General features: G+C 70.2%; 15 protein-coding genes. 12 read left to right on the top strand and 3 right to left on the bottom strand.

The features are described 5' to 3' along the window. The first annotated feature begins 19 nt into the window (after positions 1–19). The 6 genes from IEY60_RS29000 to IEY60_RS28975 are packed head-to-tail and all read left to right on the top strand — an operon-like array spanning position 20 to position 7,079. Positions 20–910: an ABC transporter permease gene (locus IEY60_RS29000; protein ID WP_189033681.1), complete on the top strand. Its 891-nt coding sequence runs from the start codon at positions 20–22 to the stop codon at positions 908–910. Beyond that, positions 907–2,643 (top strand): dipeptide ABC transporter ATP-binding protein, encoded by a 1,737-nt coding sequence (locus IEY60_RS28995; protein ID WP_189033680.1) that lies wholly within the window; start codon positions 907–909, stop codon positions 2,641–2,643. Before IEY60_RS29000 ends, IEY60_RS28995 begins: the two co-directional genes overlap by 4 nt. Beyond that, entirely contained in the window at positions 2,640–3,761 is a 1,122-nt protein-coding gene (locus tag IEY60_RS28990; RefSeq protein ID WP_189033679.1) for an LLM class flavin-dependent oxidoreductase, read from the top strand. Before IEY60_RS28995 ends, IEY60_RS28990 begins: the two co-directional genes overlap by 4 nt. After that, on the top strand, positions 3,758–5,125 hold the full coding sequence (locus IEY60_RS28985) for an NtaA/DmoA family FMN-dependent monooxygenase (protein ID WP_189033678.1): 1,368 nt from the start codon (positions 3,758–3,760) through the stop codon (positions 5,123–5,125). The genes IEY60_RS28990 and IEY60_RS28985 overlap by 4 nt, the downstream gene beginning before the upstream one ends. Next, positions 5,122–5,931, top strand: coding sequence for a DUF1684 domain-containing protein (locus IEY60_RS28980; RefSeq protein WP_189033677.1), 810 nt, complete (start codon positions 5,122–5,124; stop codon positions 5,929–5,931). Before IEY60_RS28985 ends, IEY60_RS28980 begins: the two co-directional genes overlap by 4 nt. Beyond that, a complete protein-coding gene (locus tag IEY60_RS28975; protein WP_189033676.1) occupies positions 5,928–7,079 on the top strand; it encodes an LLM class flavin-dependent oxidoreductase in 1,152 nt (383 codons plus the stop codon). Before IEY60_RS28980 ends, IEY60_RS28975 begins: the two co-directional genes overlap by 4 nt. A gap of 127 nt (positions 7,080–7,206) precedes the next feature. On the opposite strand, the gene IEY60_RS28970 is transcribed toward IEY60_RS28975, so the two are convergent. Next, positions 7,207–7,437 carry a hypothetical protein gene (locus tag IEY60_RS28970; RefSeq protein ID WP_189033675.1) on the bottom strand — a complete coding sequence of 77 codons (231 nt, stop codon included), beginning with the start codon at positions 7,435–7,437 and terminating at the stop codon, positions 7,207–7,209. Positions 7,438–7,787: 350 nt separating this feature from the next. Between IEY60_RS28970 and IEY60_RS28965 the strand changes: the two genes are divergently transcribed. Then, positions 7,788–8,375 carry a DUF2867 domain-containing protein gene (locus tag IEY60_RS28965; protein ID WP_189033674.1) on the top strand — a complete coding sequence of 196 codons (588 nt, stop codon included), beginning with the start codon at positions 7,788–7,790 and terminating at the stop codon, positions 8,373–8,375. Here the strand turns inward: IEY60_RS28965 and IEY60_RS28960 are convergent. After that, positions 8,365–9,306: a methylenetetrahydrofolate reductase gene (locus IEY60_RS28960; protein ID WP_189033737.1), complete on the bottom strand. Its 942-nt coding sequence runs from the start codon at positions 9,304–9,306 to the stop codon at positions 8,365–8,367. The two genes, IEY60_RS28965 and IEY60_RS28960, sit on opposite strands and share 11 nt — an antisense overlap. Before the next feature lie 338 nt (positions 9,307–9,644). On the opposite strand from IEY60_RS28960, the gene IEY60_RS28955 reads away from it, so the two are divergent. The 4 genes from IEY60_RS28955 (at position 9,645) to IEY60_RS28940 (ending at position 15,205) form a co-directional block, all read left to right on the top strand. Then, entirely contained in the window at positions 9,645–10,799 is a 1,155-nt protein-coding gene (locus tag IEY60_RS28955) for a polyprenyl synthetase family protein (RefSeq protein WP_189033736.1), read from the top strand. A gap of 7 nt (positions 10,800–10,806) precedes the next feature. Then, a complete protein-coding gene (gene crtI, locus IEY60_RS28950; RefSeq protein WP_189033673.1) occupies positions 10,807–12,381 on the top strand; it encodes a phytoene desaturase family protein in 1,575 nt (524 codons plus the stop codon). Between the two features lie 101 nt (positions 12,382–12,482). Further along, on the top strand, positions 12,483–14,144 hold the full coding sequence (locus tag IEY60_RS28945; RefSeq protein WP_373291780.1) for an alpha-(1->6)-mannopyranosyltransferase A: 1,662 nt from the start codon (positions 12,483–12,485) through the stop codon (positions 14,142–14,144). 53 nt (positions 14,145–14,197) lie between these two features. Beyond that, complete coding sequence (locus tag IEY60_RS28940) at positions 14,198–15,205, top strand: phytoene/squalene synthase family protein (RefSeq protein ID WP_189033734.1); 1,008 nt, start codon at positions 14,198–14,200, stop codon at positions 15,203–15,205. 90 nt (positions 15,206–15,295) lie between these two features. On the opposite strand, the gene IEY60_RS28935 is transcribed toward IEY60_RS28940, so the two are convergent. After that, entirely contained in the window at positions 15,296–15,655 is a 360-nt protein-coding gene (locus IEY60_RS28935) for an ArsR/SmtB family transcription factor (protein WP_189033672.1), read from the bottom strand. 180 nt (positions 15,656–15,835) lie between these two features. Between IEY60_RS28935 and IEY60_RS28930 the strand changes: the two genes are divergently transcribed. Then, positions 15,836–17,746, top strand: coding sequence for a heavy metal translocating P-type ATPase (locus IEY60_RS28930; protein WP_373291785.1), 1,911 nt, complete (start codon positions 15,836–15,838; stop codon positions 17,744–17,746). Positions 17,747–17,750 lie beyond the last annotated feature (4 nt).

Here is a 17,750-nt window from a genome sequence, read left to right as displayed (position 1 = left end):
GACACCGAAGGGAACGACCATGGTTGACCTCCTCGTGCGCCGTGGATCGGTCGCCGAGCGGCCCGCGGCGGCCGACGACAGTGCGGTCCGGGCCACCGAGATCGCGCGATGGGTCCGTAGCCATCTGGGCCTGCTGGTCGCGGGTGTGGTGCTCGCCGTCGCGATCGGGTGGGCGGTGGCGCCGTCGGTCTTCGCCTCCGGCGACCCGCTGACCGGCGTGCCCGCGGAGAAGTTCCAGGCGCCCAGCGCGGCGCACTGGTTCGGCACCGACAATCTCGGCCGCGATCTCTACACGCGGATGGTGCACGGCGCCGGGCTCTCACTCACCGCCACCCTCACCGCGGTCGGTATCGCGCTGGTCGTCGGCTCGCTGCTCGGGCTGCTGTCCGGCGCGGCGGGCGGCATCGTCGACACGGCGATCATGCGGGTCGTCGATGTGCTGCTGTCGATCCCGGCGCTGCTGCTGTCCCTGGCACTGGTGACCGCGCTCGGCTTCGGCACCCGCAATGTCGCCCTCGCCGTGGGCATCTCGTTGATCGCGAACTTCGCCCGGGTCATGCGTTCGGAGGTGCTGCGGGTACGGCACGCGCCGTATGTCGAAGCGGCACACGCGTCGGGCGTGCGCTGGTACACGGTGCTGGCCCGGCATGTCCTGCCGAATTCGTTCCAGCCGGTCCTGGCGCTGGCCGCCGTGGAATTCGGGATGGCGGTGCTGGCGGTGTCCTCGCTGAGCTTCCTCGGTTACGGCACCAAACCGCCCACCCCCGAATGGGGTTCGCTGATCTCGGAAGGCCGCAACTTCCTGGCCTCCGCGTGGTGGCTGACCACCCTGCCGGGCCTGGTCATCGTCGCGGTCGTGCTGTCGGCGCAGCGTCTGGGTCGTTTCGCGGGGAAGGCGGAGAACCGATGAGCGCGAGCGGGTCGCCGACCGGAATCGGCGGCGCGGAGACCATCGAACACGCGGATGTCTCGCCAGGCCGGTCGACTTCGCGGTCCGGTGCGGCGGTGACACGTCGAGAACAGGCAGGACCGCTGCTGCGCGTGGCAGATCTATACATCGCCTACCGATCGAGCTCCGGCCCGGTCGACGCCCTGCGCGGCGCCTCGATCGAGGTCGAGCGCGGCGAGGTGGTGGCGCTGGTCGGCGAATCCGGCTCGGGCAAGTCCACGCTGGCGCACGCGATGATCGGTCTGCTCGGCGATTCCGCGCGGATCGTCTCGGGCAGTATCGAATTCGCCGACGAGCAGGTCGATCCGACAGACGAGAAGGCGCTGCGTCGACTTCGCGGCGCCCGAGTCGGTTTCGTCCCACAGGATCCGGGCCTTTCGCTGAATCCTGTCGTGCGGGTGGGCGATCAGGTCGCCGAAGCACTGCTGGTGCATCGCCTGGCCGATCGGCGCGGCGCCCGGTTGCAGGCGCTGGACCTGCTCGAAGAGGTCGGGCTGGACCGGCCGGAGATCCGGGCACGGCAGTATCCGCACGAGCTGTCCGGCGGGCAGCGCCAGCGGGTGCTGATCGCCATCGCACTGGCCTGCGGGCCGGAGTTGATCATCGCCGACGAGCCGACCAGCGCGCTCGACGCGACGGTCGCCCGGCAGGTGCTGGATCGGCTGGCCGAGCGGATCGCGGCCCGCGGCACGGCGGTGCTGCTGATCACCCACGATCTTGCCGTGGCCGCCGAGCGGGCCGATCGACTCGTGGTGCTCGCCCAGGGTGAGGTCGTCGAATCCGGGCCGACTGCCCAGGTTCTCGCCCGTCCGGCGCATCCCTACACGCGACGGCTGCTGGCCGCATCACCGGCGCTCGCGCCCACCGGGTTCCGACCGCCACGAACCCGGGCCGAATCGCCCTTGCTCTCGGTGCACGCCCTGCACAAGCGTTTTCACGCGGCCGACGTCACCGCCGTCGACGATGTCGAGTTCACCCTCGACCGCGGGGAGACCCTCGCCCTGGTCGGCGAGTCCGGGTCGGGCAAGTCCACCACCGCGCGCATCGCCCTGCGTCTCACCGAACCCGACAGCGGCACGGTGACGTTCGACGGCCACGACCTCACCACCGCGCGCCGCCGCCGACTGCGCGAACTGCGCAGACGCTTCCAGGTGGTGTATCAGAACCCGTACTCGTCGCTGGATCCGCGCTGGCAGATCGGCGACATCATCGCCGAGCCGCTGCGCGCCTACCGTGTCGGCCGCCGCGCCGAGCAGGACCGCCGGGTGACCGAACTGCTCGACCAGGTCGCGCTGCCCGCCGACTTCAGCACGCGCAAACCCGCCGAACTGTCCGGAGGCCAGCGGCAGCGGGTGGCGATCGCCCGCGCGCTGGCCCTGCGCCCCGATCTGCTGGTCCTCGACGAACCGGTCTCGGCGCTCGATGCCTCGGTGCAGGCGCAGATCCTCGATCTGCTCGACGGCCTGCAACGCGACCTGGCCCTCGGCTACCTGTTCATCTCCCACGACCTGGCCGTCGTCCGCCAGATCAGCGACCGGGTGGCGGTGATGCGACACGGCCGCATCGTCGAAACCGGGCCGACGGCAACCCTGTTCACCGATCCGCAGCACGCCTACACCAGGGAGCTGCTCGCGGCGATCCCGGCGCCCGGCATCCGGATCGACCGCATCGACGGAAAGGACCTCACCCGATGAGCAAGGTCACACTGTTCCTCGGCATCGAAACAGCGGGCACCGGAACGCATCCCGCGTCCTGGCGGCGTGCCGATTCGCGGGCCGAAGATCTGTTCAGCGCTCGCTACTGGACCGAGGTCGTCTCGCGGGCCGAAGAACTCGGGTTCGACGCGGTGTTCCTGCCCGACTCGTTCGGCCTGCAGGAGGGCGGCGCGGCGGTGACCCGCGGCAGGCTCGACGCGGTCGCGATCGCCGCCCGGACCGCGCCGGACACCCGGCGGATCGGGCTGATCCCGCAGGTCCCGGTCACCCACACCGAACCGTTCCATGTGTCCAAGGCGATCGCCGCGCTCGACTTCGCGAGCCTGGGCCGCGCGGGCTGGGAAGTCGGGGTGTCCATCGGTGCCGGGCAGGCGAAGGCGTTCGGCCGCAAGGGTGTTCAGTCCGACGCGCAACTGTGGCACGAGGCCGACGAAGCGGTCGAGGTGGTGACCCGCCTGTGGGACAGCTGGGAGGACGGCGCCGAGATCCGCGATGTGGCCACCGGCCGGTTCATCGACCGGGATCGGCTGCACTACATCGACTTCGCCGGCGAGAACTTCTCGGTGAAGGGCCCGTCGATCACCCCGCGCTCGCCACAGGGTCAGCCGATCGTAACCGTGCGCGCCGACGATCCCGCGTCCATCGACGTCGCGGTGCGCCGCGCCGACCTCCTCCGCATCTCCGCCCCCGACCTCGCCACCGCCGCCGAACGCCGCCTCGCGCTGCGTGCCGCCCTCGCCACGGCGGGCCGCGATCCCGACACCGTGCGCGTGCTGCTGGATCTTCCTGTCCACCTGGCTGATTCGGCCGAGCAAGCGCACGCCGAGGTCGCCGAGCTGGACCGGTGGTTCGCGCAGGCCGACGACACTGCCCTGCGGTACGTGGGCACCGCCACCGCGCTCGACGAACTCCTCGACGAGATCGCCCGCACCGACGCCGCCGACGGTGTGGTCCTGCGACCGCTCGCGCTGCACGCCACGCTCGCGGCACTCACCGCACGTCCCCCGGCCGAATCCACACCGGGCACCCTCCGCGACCGCCTCGGCCTCCCCCGCCCCGCCAGCCGCTACGCGACCACGCAAGGAGCAGCGCTGTGACCTCGAAGCCACGCAAGCAAGTCCATCTCGCCGCGCACTTCCCCGGCGTCAACAACACGACCGTCTGGGCCGATCCGGCGTCGAAGTCGCAGATCGACTTCGCCTCGTTCGAACACCTGGCCCGGACCGCCGAACGCGGCCTGTTCGACTTCTTCTTCCTGGCCGAGGGCCTGCGGCTGCGCGAGCACCGGGGCCGCATCCACGATCTCGACGTGGTGGGCAGGCCGGACACGTTCACCGTGCTCAACGCGGTCGCCGCCGTCACCGAGCGGCTCGGGCTGGCGGGCACCATCAACAGCACCTACAACGAGCCGTTCGAGCTGGCCAAGCAGTTCGCCTCGCTGGATCATCTCTCGGGCGGCCGGGCGGCCTGGAACGTGGTCACCTCCTCCGACGCGTTCACCGGGGAGAACTTCCGGCGCGGTGGATATCTGGAGCACAGCGAGCGGTACCGGCGCGCGGCCGAGGTTGTCGAAGCGACCAGGGCGCTGTGGGACAGCTGGCCTGCCGACGCGTTCGTCGTCGACCGGGAACGCGGTGTCTTCGCCGAGGAGGTGCCCGGAACCGCCTTCCGCAGCAGCCAATTCGACATCGATGCCACGTTCGTCCTGCCGTCGAGTCCGCAGGGACACCCGGTGTTGTTGCAGGCGGGTGATTCCGACGAGGGACGCGAATTCGGGGCGAAGACCGCCGACGCCATCTTCACCGTGCACGGCACCCTCGAGGCGGGCCAGAAGTTCTACGCCGACATCAAGGGGCGGCTCGCGAAATACGGTCGCGCACACGATGAACTGCTGGTCTTCCCGGCGGCCACCTTCGTCCTCGGCGACACCGAAGCCGACGCGCACGAGCGAGCCAGGGAGATCCGGTACCAGCAGGTGAGCCCGCAGACCGCGATCGCCTTCCTCGAACAGGTTTGGGGCCGCGACCTCTCCGGCTACGACCCCGACGGCCCGCTGCCCGACATCGAACCCGACACCACCACCGAGATCACCCGGGGCCGGGTGCGGCACGCGAAAGATCCATTGGCCATGGCGAAGGCATGGCGGGCGCAGGCCGAGGCGGGGAAGCTCAGCATCCGCGAGCTGATCATCGAGGTCACCAGCCGCCAGCAGTTCATCGGCACCGCCGCCCAGGTCGCCGAGCAGATCGACCACTACGTGCAAACCGATGCCGCCGACGGGTTCATTCTCGTCCCGCACCTCACTCCCGCCGGGCTCGACGAATTCGTCGACACGGTCGTGCCGGAACTGCAGGAACGCGGCAGTTTCCGCACCGCCTACACCGGCACCACGCTGCGCGACCACCTCGGTCTGCGTCAACCCAACCACCCCGCCATCGCCGAAGGAGCACGCGCGTCATGACGATCACCGTCGACACCACCAGCACCGCAACAACGTTCACCGACGACTGGCACCGCTGGCACGACGCCCGCGAGGACGGCCTGCGCGACCCCCTCGGCTGGCTCAGCCTCGCCGGGCTGCACTGGCTCACCGACAGCCCCGAACGCCTCGACGGCGTCCCCGGCACCTGGTGGGTGACCGACGAGAAGGTGTTCATCACCGCCCAGCCCGCCGACCGGCTCGACGTCGAGGGCGAACGGATCGCGGGCGTGCGGATTCTGACTCCCGCCGAGGGCGCGCCGGGACTGAGCGTGTTCAACGAGGAGCGGGTTTTCGAGGTGATCCGGCGCTCCGGGCAGTACGCCGTGCGCGTGCACGACCCGGCCGCGCCCACCCTGGTCGCGTTCACCGGGGTCCCCGCCTATCCGGCCGACCCGCGCTGGGTCGTCACCGGCCGGTTCACCCCGTTCGAGACTGCCCGCACGATCACGACCGGTGCGGTCGTGGACGGGCTCGAACACCATCACAGCGCGGCGGGGACCATCGAATTCCGGATCGGCGACGCCGTGGAGACGCTCGTCGCCTTCGGCACGCCCGCGGATCTGAAGGTGCTGTTCACCGATGCCACCAGTGGGGTCACCACCTACCCGGCGGCGCGGTCGCTCGCGATCGGGGCGGTCGAGGCCGACAGCACCGTGACCCTGGACTTCAACCGGGCGGTGAACCTGCCGTGCGCCTTCACCGACTACGCGACCTGCCCGGTGGCGCCGGCCGAGAACCGGCTGCGGGTGGCGATCGAAGCGGGAGAACAGGATCCGAAGCTGTGACGGTTCCGCTGTCGATCCTCGACCTCGCGCCGATCAGCGAAGGGTCGAGTGCCGCGCAGGCAGTGCGCAACACGATCGATCTCGCCCAGCACGCCGAACAGTGGGGCTACCACCGGTATTGGCTGGCCGAACATCATTTCGTGTCGGTGGCCAGTTCGTCCTCGCTGACCCTGCTCGCCCTGGTCGCGGCCGCTACCTCCCGCATTCGGGTCGGCACCGGCGCGGTGCAGGTGGGTCATCACACCTCGGCCTCGATCGTCGAGGCGTTCGGCACCGTCGACGCGCTGCATCCGGGGCGGCTCGATCTGGGTCTGGGCCGGTCAGGGCATCGGCGCAGCCTGTTCGGGGCGGAGGCGTCCACCGCCAAGGGCGGGCATCCGGTGCTGGACACGGTCACCGGGCGCACGCGGATCCGCGACGGCGTGGTGGTGCCGCCGCCGTTCGACCCGCGCGGGATCACCGACCGGTCCAAGTTCGCCGCCTCGCTCGAGGCGTTGCAGCAGCCGCACGCCGAGGCGCTGGACTTCCCCGATCAGATCGCCGAGGTCCGCGCCCTGCTCGAGGGCACCTATACCTCGTCCGATGATGTTGCGCTGCACGCGGTTCCGGGCGAGGGCGCCGATGTCGAACTGTGGTTGTTCGGCAGCACGGCCGGTGAGAGCGCCGAAGTGGCGGGCAGGCTCGGGTTGCCGTTCGCGGCGGCCTATCACGTCTCCCCCGGCACCGCGCTGGACGCGGTCGAGGCCTACCGGGCGGCGTTCCGGCCCTCGCCCACCCTCGCCGAGCCGCACGTGATCGTGTCGGCCGATGTCGTGGTCGCCGCCGACGACGCCACCGCCCGCCACCACGCGAGCACCTACGGCCACTGGGTCCACAGCATCCGCAGCGGTTCCGGCGCGAGCGAATACCGCGACCCCACCACCGCCTCACCCCTCACCCCCGACCAGCTCCGCCTGGTCGAGGACCGCCTCGCCGCCCAGATAGTCGGCTCCCCCGACACGGTCACCGAACGCCTGGAAGCCCTGGTCAAAGTCACCGACGCCACTGAACTCCTGATCACCACCATCACCCACGACCACACCGACCGCCTGGAATCCCACCGCCTCCTGGCCGACGCCTGGGGCCTGCGCGCCGCACGCGCGGCTTGAACCCTGCGCTGCGGGGTCGTGCCGCAACTACGGCCCCGCAGCACCGGCCGCTCCCGAGATCCCGCCCCCGGTGCTGCGAATAGCGTTGCCCTGCATCAGCCGGGCGGAGCGCGAGTGTCGCGTGGATTCAGTCGAAAAGGTCTGCTGTCGTGGCAGCGTCGATCGCGCGCCGCAACCAAGTGTCGAGCTGGGCCAGATCCCGGCACTGCTCGATCCTGGCCCGCTGATCCTCCGAGACGACGATTCGACGCGCGCTGAGGACGGTGATGATGCTGGCCGCGACGCCCTCCTCGCGACCTTCTTCGCGCCCCTCTTCGACATACTTGCGGGCGATTCGGCCCTGGTACTCGTAGGTCATCGTCCTCAGTTCCTCCAACCGTCGGCTGGCCGCCTCGGACAACACCTTATCGACCAGGTCATGGTACATCCGTGCGCGTTCGTCGTCGGTCTTCGTCAGGCCCTAAGTTGCGCGGCGGGTGGGGAGCCAGTACCGATCGGCGGGTTTGCCAAGCCACGCCGTTGCTGTCCGAAATATCCACCGACTCAATGACTTACCCGACTCCTCGCGTCTTCGATTCGATTGTCGGCATACGCGGCGCGACCGACACGTCAAGCCCTCCTTTGTCACACGAGTCGCCTCTATACGTAGGCGTATAACAGGGGGTAATCTCCTATCCATACGCATCCGTACGGATAGGGGTTTCTCTCATGCGGCTTTCCGCAGCGGCACATACCGATCGACCGTGGCGCATTCACGAGATCGCCGGGGATTTCGATGTCGAAGACGTGTGGCGGTTTCGGACGCCCGGGGGCAGGGCGGACGACTTTCCCGCCTTGCTCGCGGCGTTGCAGGCGGCCAGGGCCTCCGATTCCTCGGGCATCAGCGGGCTGCTGTTCAAGATCCGATGGAAGCTGGGTGAGGTGTTCGGCTGGGATCGGGAGTCGGCCGGGACCGGAGGACGGGTGGGATCGCTGCGGGACCGGCTGCCCGCCGATCTGCGTGACACACCCTGCCCCGATGACACGGACAGTCCGCTGACCAGCGTGTACGTCCTCGACGACGAGTACGCCGCGGAGATCGCCAACGGCACCATGCATGGCGTCATGCACCTGGGCTGGGTGCCTGACGACACCGGTCCGGGCTACCACCTGCAGATGGCCGTCCTGGTGAAGCCGAACGGCCTGTTCGGCCGCGCCTACATGGCGTTCATCAAACCGTTCCGGTACCTGATCGTCTACCCGGCGATGACCCGGAGCTGGGAACGGACCTGGAACGAGCTGGTGGCTACGCGCTGAGCGGGGCCGCTGTGACGCCGTAGCCGAGGTTGGTGAGGACCTCGCTGGTCGCTTTGGCGAAGTTGAGGGTGATGAAGTGCAGGCAGGGGGCGCCCTCGTCGATGAGGCGCTGGGCCATTTCGGTGGCGATCTGGATGCCTTCGGCGCGCACGGCGGCCTTGTCCTCTTCGGGGCCGGTGCCCGCGGCGCGGGTCAGGCGTTCCATCACCGCGGGGGCGAGGGGGCGTCCGCAGAGTTCCTCGGCGCGCTGGACCGTGCGCAGCGAGGTGATGGGCATCAGCTCGGGGATGATCGGCTTGGCGCCCTCGATCGGGTCGGCGGCCAGCACCCGGTCGCGCAGGCGCAGGTAGTGCTCCACGTCGAAGAACATCTGCGTGATCGAATACTCCGCGCCCGCACGCAGTTTCGCGACGAGGTGACGGGTGTCGTGATCGAGGTCGGGCGAGCGGTGGTGGCCCTGCGGGAACGAGGCGACACCGACGTGGAAGTCACCGAGGTCGCGCACGATGCGCACCAATTCCTCGGCAAACTCGACGCCCTCGGGATGCTTGCGCCACTCACCGAGCGGATCACCGGGCGGGTCGCCGCGCAGGACGAGCAGGTTGCGGATGCCCGAGTCGGCGTAGGAGCCGACCAGCGCGCGCAGTTCGCCCATGCTGTGGCCGACGGCGGTGAGGTGGGCGACCGGCAGCAGGGTGGTCTCGGTGGCGAGCTCACCGGTGATGCGCACGGTGCGGTCCTTGGTGGAGCCGCCCGCGCCGTAGGTCATCGACACGAAGGCCGGGTGCATCCGCTCGAACTCGCGGACCGCACGCCACAGCCTGGCCTCACCCGCCGCGTCACGTGGCGGGTTGAACTCCACCGAGAACGGCACGCCGCTGCCCGAATGAGTGCGCAGGCTCTGCACCACCGAAGGGGTGTTCGAGACGATCGGCTGCTTCTGGGCGGGTCGATCTGGGGTCGAACGTCCCCGTCCATTGTCGAAAGTCACCGGTCCAGTGTAGTGGGACGGCACCGCGCGGCTGCGCCCACCGCGAACCGGCGGCCCGCGCAATCCGGAATCGGGCACGGACCAGCCGCTCGACCGTCAAGTCCGCTGGACGCTCGTCGATCGGAGGCCGGACGCCGCCGAATCGCCAGGTGTGGGGTCGGTCGCAGCGGCCATGTGCGCCGACGACACCCCCGCGCCACCCGCGTATTCTGCGACCAGACGCCGGTGATCGCACCGCCGCGTGCGAACCCGGTCCATCCGCTCGCCCACTTCCGCACCTGGAGGCCACCCTGTCCGCCGGAATCGGTACCCCGCTTTCCCGGTCCGTCGCCGACACGGCGGCCTCGGTCGACTTCGTCACCCTCACGCCGGGCACGCCCGCCTTCGTCACCGCGGTCGAGCAGGTGCTGGCCGGTTTCTTCGCCACCCGGCGCGAGATCGTCGACCCGCTCGGGCCGGTGTTCGTCGACGCCGCCGAGGCGCTGGAACAGTTCGTCATCCGTGGCGGCAAGCGAACCAGGCCGGGCTTCGCCTGGACCGGCTGGCTCGGCGCCGGCGGCGACCCGGCCGGGCCCGAGGCGGCCGCGGTGCTCACCGCCTGCTCGGCACTGGAACTGGTGCAGGCGTGCGCGCTGGTGCACGACGACATCATCGACTCCTCGCAGACCCGGCGCGGTTTCCCGACCGTGCACATCGACTTCGAGGACCGGCATCGGGCGGCGGGCTGGCCCGGCGACGGCGCCGAATACGGCAGGGCGGTCGCGATCCTGATCGGCGATCTGGCGCTGGCCTGGGCCGATGATCTGGTGCACGCGGCCGGGCTCACCCCGGCCGCGCTGGCCAGGTTCGCGCCGGTGTGGGCGCGGATGCGGACCGAGGTGCTCGGCGGGCAGCTGCTCGACATCAACGGCGAGGCCGGTGGCGACGAATCGGTCGAGGCCGCGCTGCGGATCAACCGGTACAAGACCGCCGCGTACACGATCGAACGACCACTGCATCTGGGTGCCGCGCTGGCAGGCGCCGACGACGACCTGGTGGCGGCGCTGCGGATCTACGGCACCGACGTCGGCATCGCCTTCCAGCTGCGCGACGACCTGCTCGGCGTGTTCGGCGACCCGGCCGTCACCGGCAAGCCGTCCGGTGACGACCTGCGCGAGGGCAAGCGCACGGTGCTGATCGCGGAGGCGCTGCGCCGGGCCGATCCGGAGTCGGCGGCACTGATCCGCACCGGGCTCGGCACCGACCTCGACGACGCGGCCGTGGACCGGCTGCGCGCGCTGCTCACCGAGCTCGGCGCGGTCGACGACGTCGAACGCCGCATCACCGAGCTCACCGACACCGGTCTGCGCGCCGTGGCGGCCAGCAGCGCGACCACCCAGGCCAAGCAGTTGCTGCACGAAATGGCGCTGGCCGCCACCCGTCGCGCCGCCTGAGGCTGATATGAAAAACGTTGTGGGACAAGCGAATCATGTCGTCGTGGTCGGCGCGGGACTGGCCGGGCTCGCCGCGGCGCTGCACCTGCGCGGCGCCGGCGTCGAGGTCACGGTGCTCGAACGGGCCGATCATCCCGGCGGCCGGGTCGGGCGCTACCGGTTCGACGACTACGAGATCGACAGCGGCGCAACGGTACTCACCCTGCCGGAGCTGATCGACGAGGCGCTGGCGGCTGTCGGGCACTCGCGCGAGAGCGTCGGCCTGCGGATCCACCGCCTCGCGCCCGCCTATCACGCGCGCTACGCCGACGGCAGCGACATCCGCGTCTTCGACGACGCCGCCGCGATGGCCGCCGAGGTCGCCGACACCTGTGGACCGGCCGAGGCGGGCAACTACCGGCGGCTGCGGGACTGGCTGGGCCGAATCTACGGCGCCGAGTACGACGACTTCATGGACGCGAACTTCGATTCGCCGCTGGACCTGGTGCGCGGCAAGCGCTCCCGCGCCTCGCTGGCGACGCTGGTCCGGCTCGGCGGCTTCGGCAGGCTGGGGCCGCGAGTGCGCTCATACCTGCGTGACGAGCGCCTGGCCAGGCTGTTCACCTTCCAGGCGCTCTACGCGGGGACGGTGCCGGACAAGGCGCTGGCGCTCTACGGCGCGATCCCCAACATGGACACCTGCCTCGGTGTCTTCTTCCCCGAGGGCGGCATGCGCGCGATCACGGCCGCGCTGGCCGAGGCCTTCGTCGCCGCCGGTGGGCAGCTGGTGCTCGAGGCCGAGGTCGCGGGCATCGACTACACGGCGAGCGGCGGAACGTCGCGGCGCGCCGAGGCGGTCCGCACCGTCGATGGTCGCAGCTTCGCGTGCGATGCCGTCGTCCTCACCGCCGATCTCGGTTCGCTGCCCCGATTCGGCCTGCGGTATCGCCGTGGTCTGCGAGCCTCGCCGTCGGCGGTGGTCGCGCACGGCACCGTGCCCGCCGAGGTCGCCGCGCAATGGCCGGTGCAGGCGCATCACACGATCGATTTCGGCGCCGCCTGGGCGACGACGTTCACCGAGATCTCCGCGCGCCGCGGGCGGGGCAAGCTGATGAGCGACCCGTCGCTGCTGCTGACCAGGCCCGCGCTCACCGATCCCGGCCAGTTCGTCGACCGCGCCGACGGCAGGCACGAACCACTGTCGGTCCTCGCGCCGTGCCCGAACCTGGACGCCGCGCCGCTGGACTGGGACCGCCTCGGCCCCGCCTATCTCAACGAGCTGCTCGCGGAGCTGGAACGGCGCGGCTACACCGGCATCACCGAGCATTTCCGGGTCGACCACGTCGACACACCGGCGACGTGGGCCGCGCAGGGCATGATCGCGGGCACACCGTTCTCGATCGCGCATCTGTTCCGGCAGACCGGCCCGTTCCGGCCACGCAACCTGCCAAGGGGCGTGGACAACGTCGTTCTCGCAGGTTGCGGCACCACTCCGGGGGTGGGTGTGCCCACCACGTTGCTGTCGGGCAAGCTGGCCGCGGCACGAATCACCGGCAGCCGGGCGCGCAACGCGACCGACCACCGGGTTAGTGTTCCAAGTTGAAGCCGTAAACTGACGGCCGAATTATCAGCTCGCGGTTGCGACCGCCGACCATCCGGGGGGACCGACCGAACATGCCGCCCCCCGAGACGACCGTAGGCCCCATGGACACCACGCGCACCCTCGAGCCGCAGCGCCACATGCCCACCGGGACCGATCCCGGCGTCCGGTCCTGGCTGCGCACCGCAGGCGACTTCGCCCGTAGCCCCGAAGGCCACGCGGCCATGATGGGCTTCTTCGGCGCGATCATGATCACCTTCGGCGGTTTCGGCGCCGGCGCGGTCCGCAAGCGCGACCCGCTGCTCGAGGCACTGCACCTGTCCTGGCTGCGGTTCGGGCACGGCTACGCGCTCTCGACGATCCTCATCTGGATCGGCGTGCTGATGATGATCACCGCGTGGGTTCGCCTGGGCCGCACCACCATCGGGACCGGCTCGTCGCGGGTCACGCTCAACGAACTGCGCGCGATCGTCGGGATCTGGATCACGCCACTGCTGTTCGCGGCGCCGATGTTCAGCCGCGATGCCTACTCCTACCTCGCCCAGGGCGCCCTGCTGCGTGACGGTTTCGACCCCTATCAGGTGGGTCCCGTCGCCAATCCCGGTGTGCTGCTGGACAACGTGAGCCCCGTCTGGACCACGACCACCGCGCCCTACGGGCCGGTCTTCCTGCTCATCGGCCGCGCGCTCACCATGATCACCGGCGACAACGTCATCGCGGGCACGATCGCCCTGCGCCTGGTGATGCTGCCCGGGCTGGCGCTGATGATGTGGGCGGTGCCCTATCTGACCAAGCACCTCGGCGGCAAGCCGACGGTGGCGCTGTGGCTGGCCGTGCTCAACCCGCTGGTGCTGATCCATCTCATCGGCGGCGTGCACAACGAGATGCTGATGGTCGGGCTGATGTGCGCAGGCATCGCGCTGGTGCTCGAACGGCACCATGTGGCGGGCATCATCGTCGTCGCCATCGGTGTCGCGATCAAGGCGACCGCGGGCGTCGCGCTGCCGTTCCTGGTGTGGATCTGGATTCTGCACGAGAAGGAACGCCGCGCCGCCGAGCGCCGCGCCGCCGCGGACTCCGACATGGGACCGCTCGAGGACCAGAATCACCCCGATGCGGCGCGGCCGTCCGCCGATATGCCGCATCCGCTGCTCGTGTTCACCAAGATCGCCGGCATCGGCGTCGGTGTGTTCGCGCTGGTGTTCGGCGCGGCATCGGTGATCGCCGGAGTCGGCTTCGGCTGGGTCACCGCGCTGCAGGGCTCGAACAAGATCATCAACTGGCTGTCGCTGCCGACGATTCTCGCGCACATGGTCACCTGGGTGACCCCGCTCGATTTCGATCCCGTGCTGTGGGTGACCCGCAAGCTGTGCCAGGTCGCCTTGATCGTGGTGCTCGTCGCGACCTGGTGGCGGTTCCGGCACAGCGAGCGTGAGGCCGTGATGGGCATCATCATCGCGTTCGTCGCGATCGTGCTGCTCTCGCCCGCCGCACTGCCCTGGTATTACTCGTGGCCGCTGGCGCTGGCCGCCGGGTTCGCACTCTCGACGCTGACCTTGCAGTGGCTGGTGGGCATCTGCACCTGGTTGATGCTGGTGTTCCAGCCCGACGGGTCGATCGGGCTGTACAACTTCTGGCACGTCGCGCTGGCTACCTTCGCCGCCGTCGTCGCCGCGCTGTCGCTGCGCACCGTCGACCCGCTGCACCTGCGTTCGGCCAGTTCCCACCCCGTCACCAGGGAACCGGCGCCCACCGTCCGGGCATGAGTGGTCAGCGTCCGGGTGCGGTCGCGCCTGCCGACCTTGCCGCGCGTCCCGCGATGCCGGACAGCGAGATTGCGCCTGCCGCCGGACACGGCAGGGTGACCACGCTCGATAGTGCGTACGCGAGCTGTCGGCGGATCGCCGCCGAACACGGGCGCACGTATTACCTGGCGACCACCTTGCTCACGCCACCGCGGCGACGAGCGGTGCACGCGCTGTACGCCTTCGCGCGGATGGTCGACGACATCGTCGATCACGCCGACAACCCGGCGCGGGTGCTCGATCCGCGCGACGGTGCGCACGCCGCCACGGCCGACGACCCGGCCGCGGTCAGCCCCGCCCAGCACCTCGATCTGGTCGAGAAGCAGCTGCGGCTCGCTCTCGAACGCGGCGATATCGACACCGCCGACCTGCGGCGACACCAAATCCTCACCGCGGCCGCCGACACGATCCGCCGCTACGACATCGCCCACACCCATTTCTGGACGTTCCTCGGCGCCATGCGCATGGACGTCCCCGGTACGGCCACGCACCGCACCCGCTACGCGACGATGACCGAGCTGCGCGAGTACATGCGCGGTTCCGCGGCCGCCATCGGCCTGCAATTGCTGCCGGTGCTCGGCACGGTCGTCCCCGTCGCCGAGGCCGAACCCGCCGCCGCGGCGCTGGGTGAGGCGTTCCAGCTCACGAACTTCCTGCGCGATGTCGCCGAGGACCTCGACCGCGACCGGATCTACCTGCCCGCCGACGAGCTGGCCGCCTTCGGTGTCGACGAAGACCACCTGCGCGCCTGCCGGGCCGCCGGCCGCACCGATCAGTCGCTGCGCCGCGCTCTGGCCCATCTGATCGCCGTCAATCGCGATATCTACCGCCGCGCCGAGCCCGGCATCGAGCTGCTCGAGCCGCGTGTGCGTCCGGCGATCCGGACCGCGGCCGTGCTCTACGCGGAGATCCTGGAACGCATCGAGGCGGCGGATTTCCAGGTCTTCGAGCGGCGGGCGACGGTACCCAACCATCGCCGAATCCTGGTCGCCGCCAAGGGGTTCGCCACTTCTCTCCGCTGACGATCGCCGCTCGCGGCGCCGGTCCGTTAGAGGAGACGCGAGGGCGGACGATCAGCCCCGCGATGCCGGGCCATTCGACGCGGCCCGATGTCAGCCCGCGATCTCGGGTCGCTCGGCTAGACCCAGGCGCAGGTGTTCGCTGTGGTAAATGGCCTCGTCGAGCAGTTGCGCGACGTGCTGGTCGTAGAGGCTGTAGACGATGCTGCGCCCGGCGCGGGTGCCGGTGACCAGACCCAGATTGCGGAGTAGCCGCAGCTGATGCGAGACGGCCGACTGTTCCATCCCGACCAATTCGGCGAGTTCGGTGACCGGGCGCGGGCCCTGACGCAGCTCGGAGAGGATCAGCAGCCTGCTCGGTGTCGCCAGCGCCTGCAGGGTGGTCGCCACGTGCGCGGCGGCGGCAGCGTCCAGCCGCGTCGCCGGGCGGTCGCCTTCCACACCGTGTCCCATGGCGTGGAGCTTAGCGGACTGTAACACATGAAAACCTCTTCATATGATCTGTTATTCTCGGGTCCTCGTTTCCCGCTTCGGAGGTGCCCTGTGGTCTCGTCCACCGCCACGCCCACCCGTCCGGCCGCCACCGCCTCGCGCGGTCCGACCGTGCGGACCCGGCTGTTCGCGATCCCCGAGATGCGCTGGGCCGCCGCGGCGACCGCGCTGTTCGCGCTCGGGCTGGCGGCGAAGCTGACCGGTGGGCCGTCGTGGTTGTGGTGGTCGCTGCTGCTGGCCTGCTATCTCACCGGCGGCTGGGAACCGGGGCTCGACGGTCTGAAAGCCTTGCGGGACAAGACGCTCGATGTCGACCTGCTGATGGTGGTGGCCGCGATCGGAGCCGCGGCGATCGGTCAGGTCGTCGACGGCGCGCTGCTCATCGTCATCTTCGCCACCTCGGGCGCGCTCGAAGCGCTGGCCACCACGCGCACCGAGGATTCGGTGCGTGGGCTGCTCACCCTGGCGCCCGACACGGCGACCCTGCTCACCGCCGACGGTGAACAGACCGTCGCCGCGGCCGATCTCGCCGTCGGTGACGTGATCCTGGTGCGGCCCGGCGACCGGATCGCCGCCGACGGACGCGTGGTCGACGGGGCGAGCGAGATCGATCAGGCCACCATCACCGGCGAACCGCTTCCGGTGGACAAGACCACCGGCGACGACGTGTTCGCCGGGACACTCAACGGCACCGGCGCACTGCGGGTCCGCGTCGAGCGCAGGGCCGAGGATTCCGTCGTCGCGCGGATCGCGGCGCTGGTCGAGGAGGCGGGCCGCACCAAGGCACGGACCCAGCTGTTCATCGAGAAGATCGAGCAGCGCTATTCGATCGCCATGGTCGTCGCCACCCTCGCGGTATTCGTGATTCCGCTGATTCTCGGTGCGGCGTTGCGGGATTCACTGCTGCGCGCGATGACATTCATGATCGTGGCCTCCCCCTGCGCGGTGGTGCTGGCCACCATGCCGCCGCTGCTCGCCGCCATCGCCAACGCGGGGCGCCACGGTGTGCTGGTGAAGTCGGCCGTGGTGATGGAACAGCTGGGCGCGACCACTCGCGTCGCGTTCGACAAGACGGGCACACTCACTCGCGGTGCACCGGAACTCGCCGAGATCCATACCCTCCTGGACTACAGCGAAGACCAGGTCCTGCGCCTGGCCGCCGCGGTCGAGCATCCCAGCGAGCATCCGCTGGCCGCCGCCACCGTGCGCGCCGCCCGCCGACGTGGGCTCGCGATCCCGGCTGTCATCGATTTCGCCGCCCGGCCGGGTCGCGGTGTGTCCGGCCGGGTCGACGGCAGCGTCGTGCGCGTCGGCTCGCCGCTTGTCCTCACGGACGACCAGACAGCGCCCGCCGGCCGCTCACCGCAGGCCTCCTCGGCCGGGGACCTCGTATCGATCGTGCAGTCGCGCGGCCGCACCGCGGTGGTCGTACTCCACGATGACGAACCGATCGCGGTGCTCGGCCTCACCGATCAGATCCGGACCGAGGCCGCAGGTGCCGTCGCGGCTCTCACCGAATCCACCGGCAGCGCACCGGTTCTCCTGACCGGCGACAACCACGCCACCGCCACCCAGCTCGCCCGGCAGGTCGGCATCACCGAGGTGCGCGCCGAATTGCTGCCACACGACAAGGTTGCGGCCGTGCGTGCGCTGGAAGGCGACGGTGCGCGGGTGACGATGGTCGGCGACGGCATCAACGACGCACCCGCGCTGGCCGCCGCGCACGTCGGGATCGCGATGGGTGGCGCGGGCTCGGATCTCACGCTGCAGACCGCCGACGCCGTCGTCGTCCGGGACGATCTGACCACGATTCCCGCCGTGCTCGCGCTGTCCCGCCGTGCCCGCCGGGTGGTACTGGCCAATCTCGCCATCGCGGGCGGTTTCATCGGGGTCCTGGTCGTCTGGGACCTGGTCGGCCATCTCCCGCTGCCCCTCGGCGTCCTCGGGCACGAGGGCTCGACCGTCATCGTCGGCCTCAACGGCCTGCGACTACTGCGCTCGTCCGCTTGGCGCCGCGCGATGGGCCAGGCTCAGGCCGACGGCCCGTTGTAGCCGA

The organism is Nocardia rhizosphaerihabitans, assembly GCF_014646295.1.
GTDB classification, from domain to species: domain Bacteria; phylum Actinomycetota; class Actinomycetes; order Mycobacteriales; family Mycobacteriaceae; genus Nocardia; species Nocardia rhizosphaerihabitans.
Note: the sequence above shows the minus strand (reverse complement) of the source record. Positions and strands in the feature narration are given on the sequence as shown.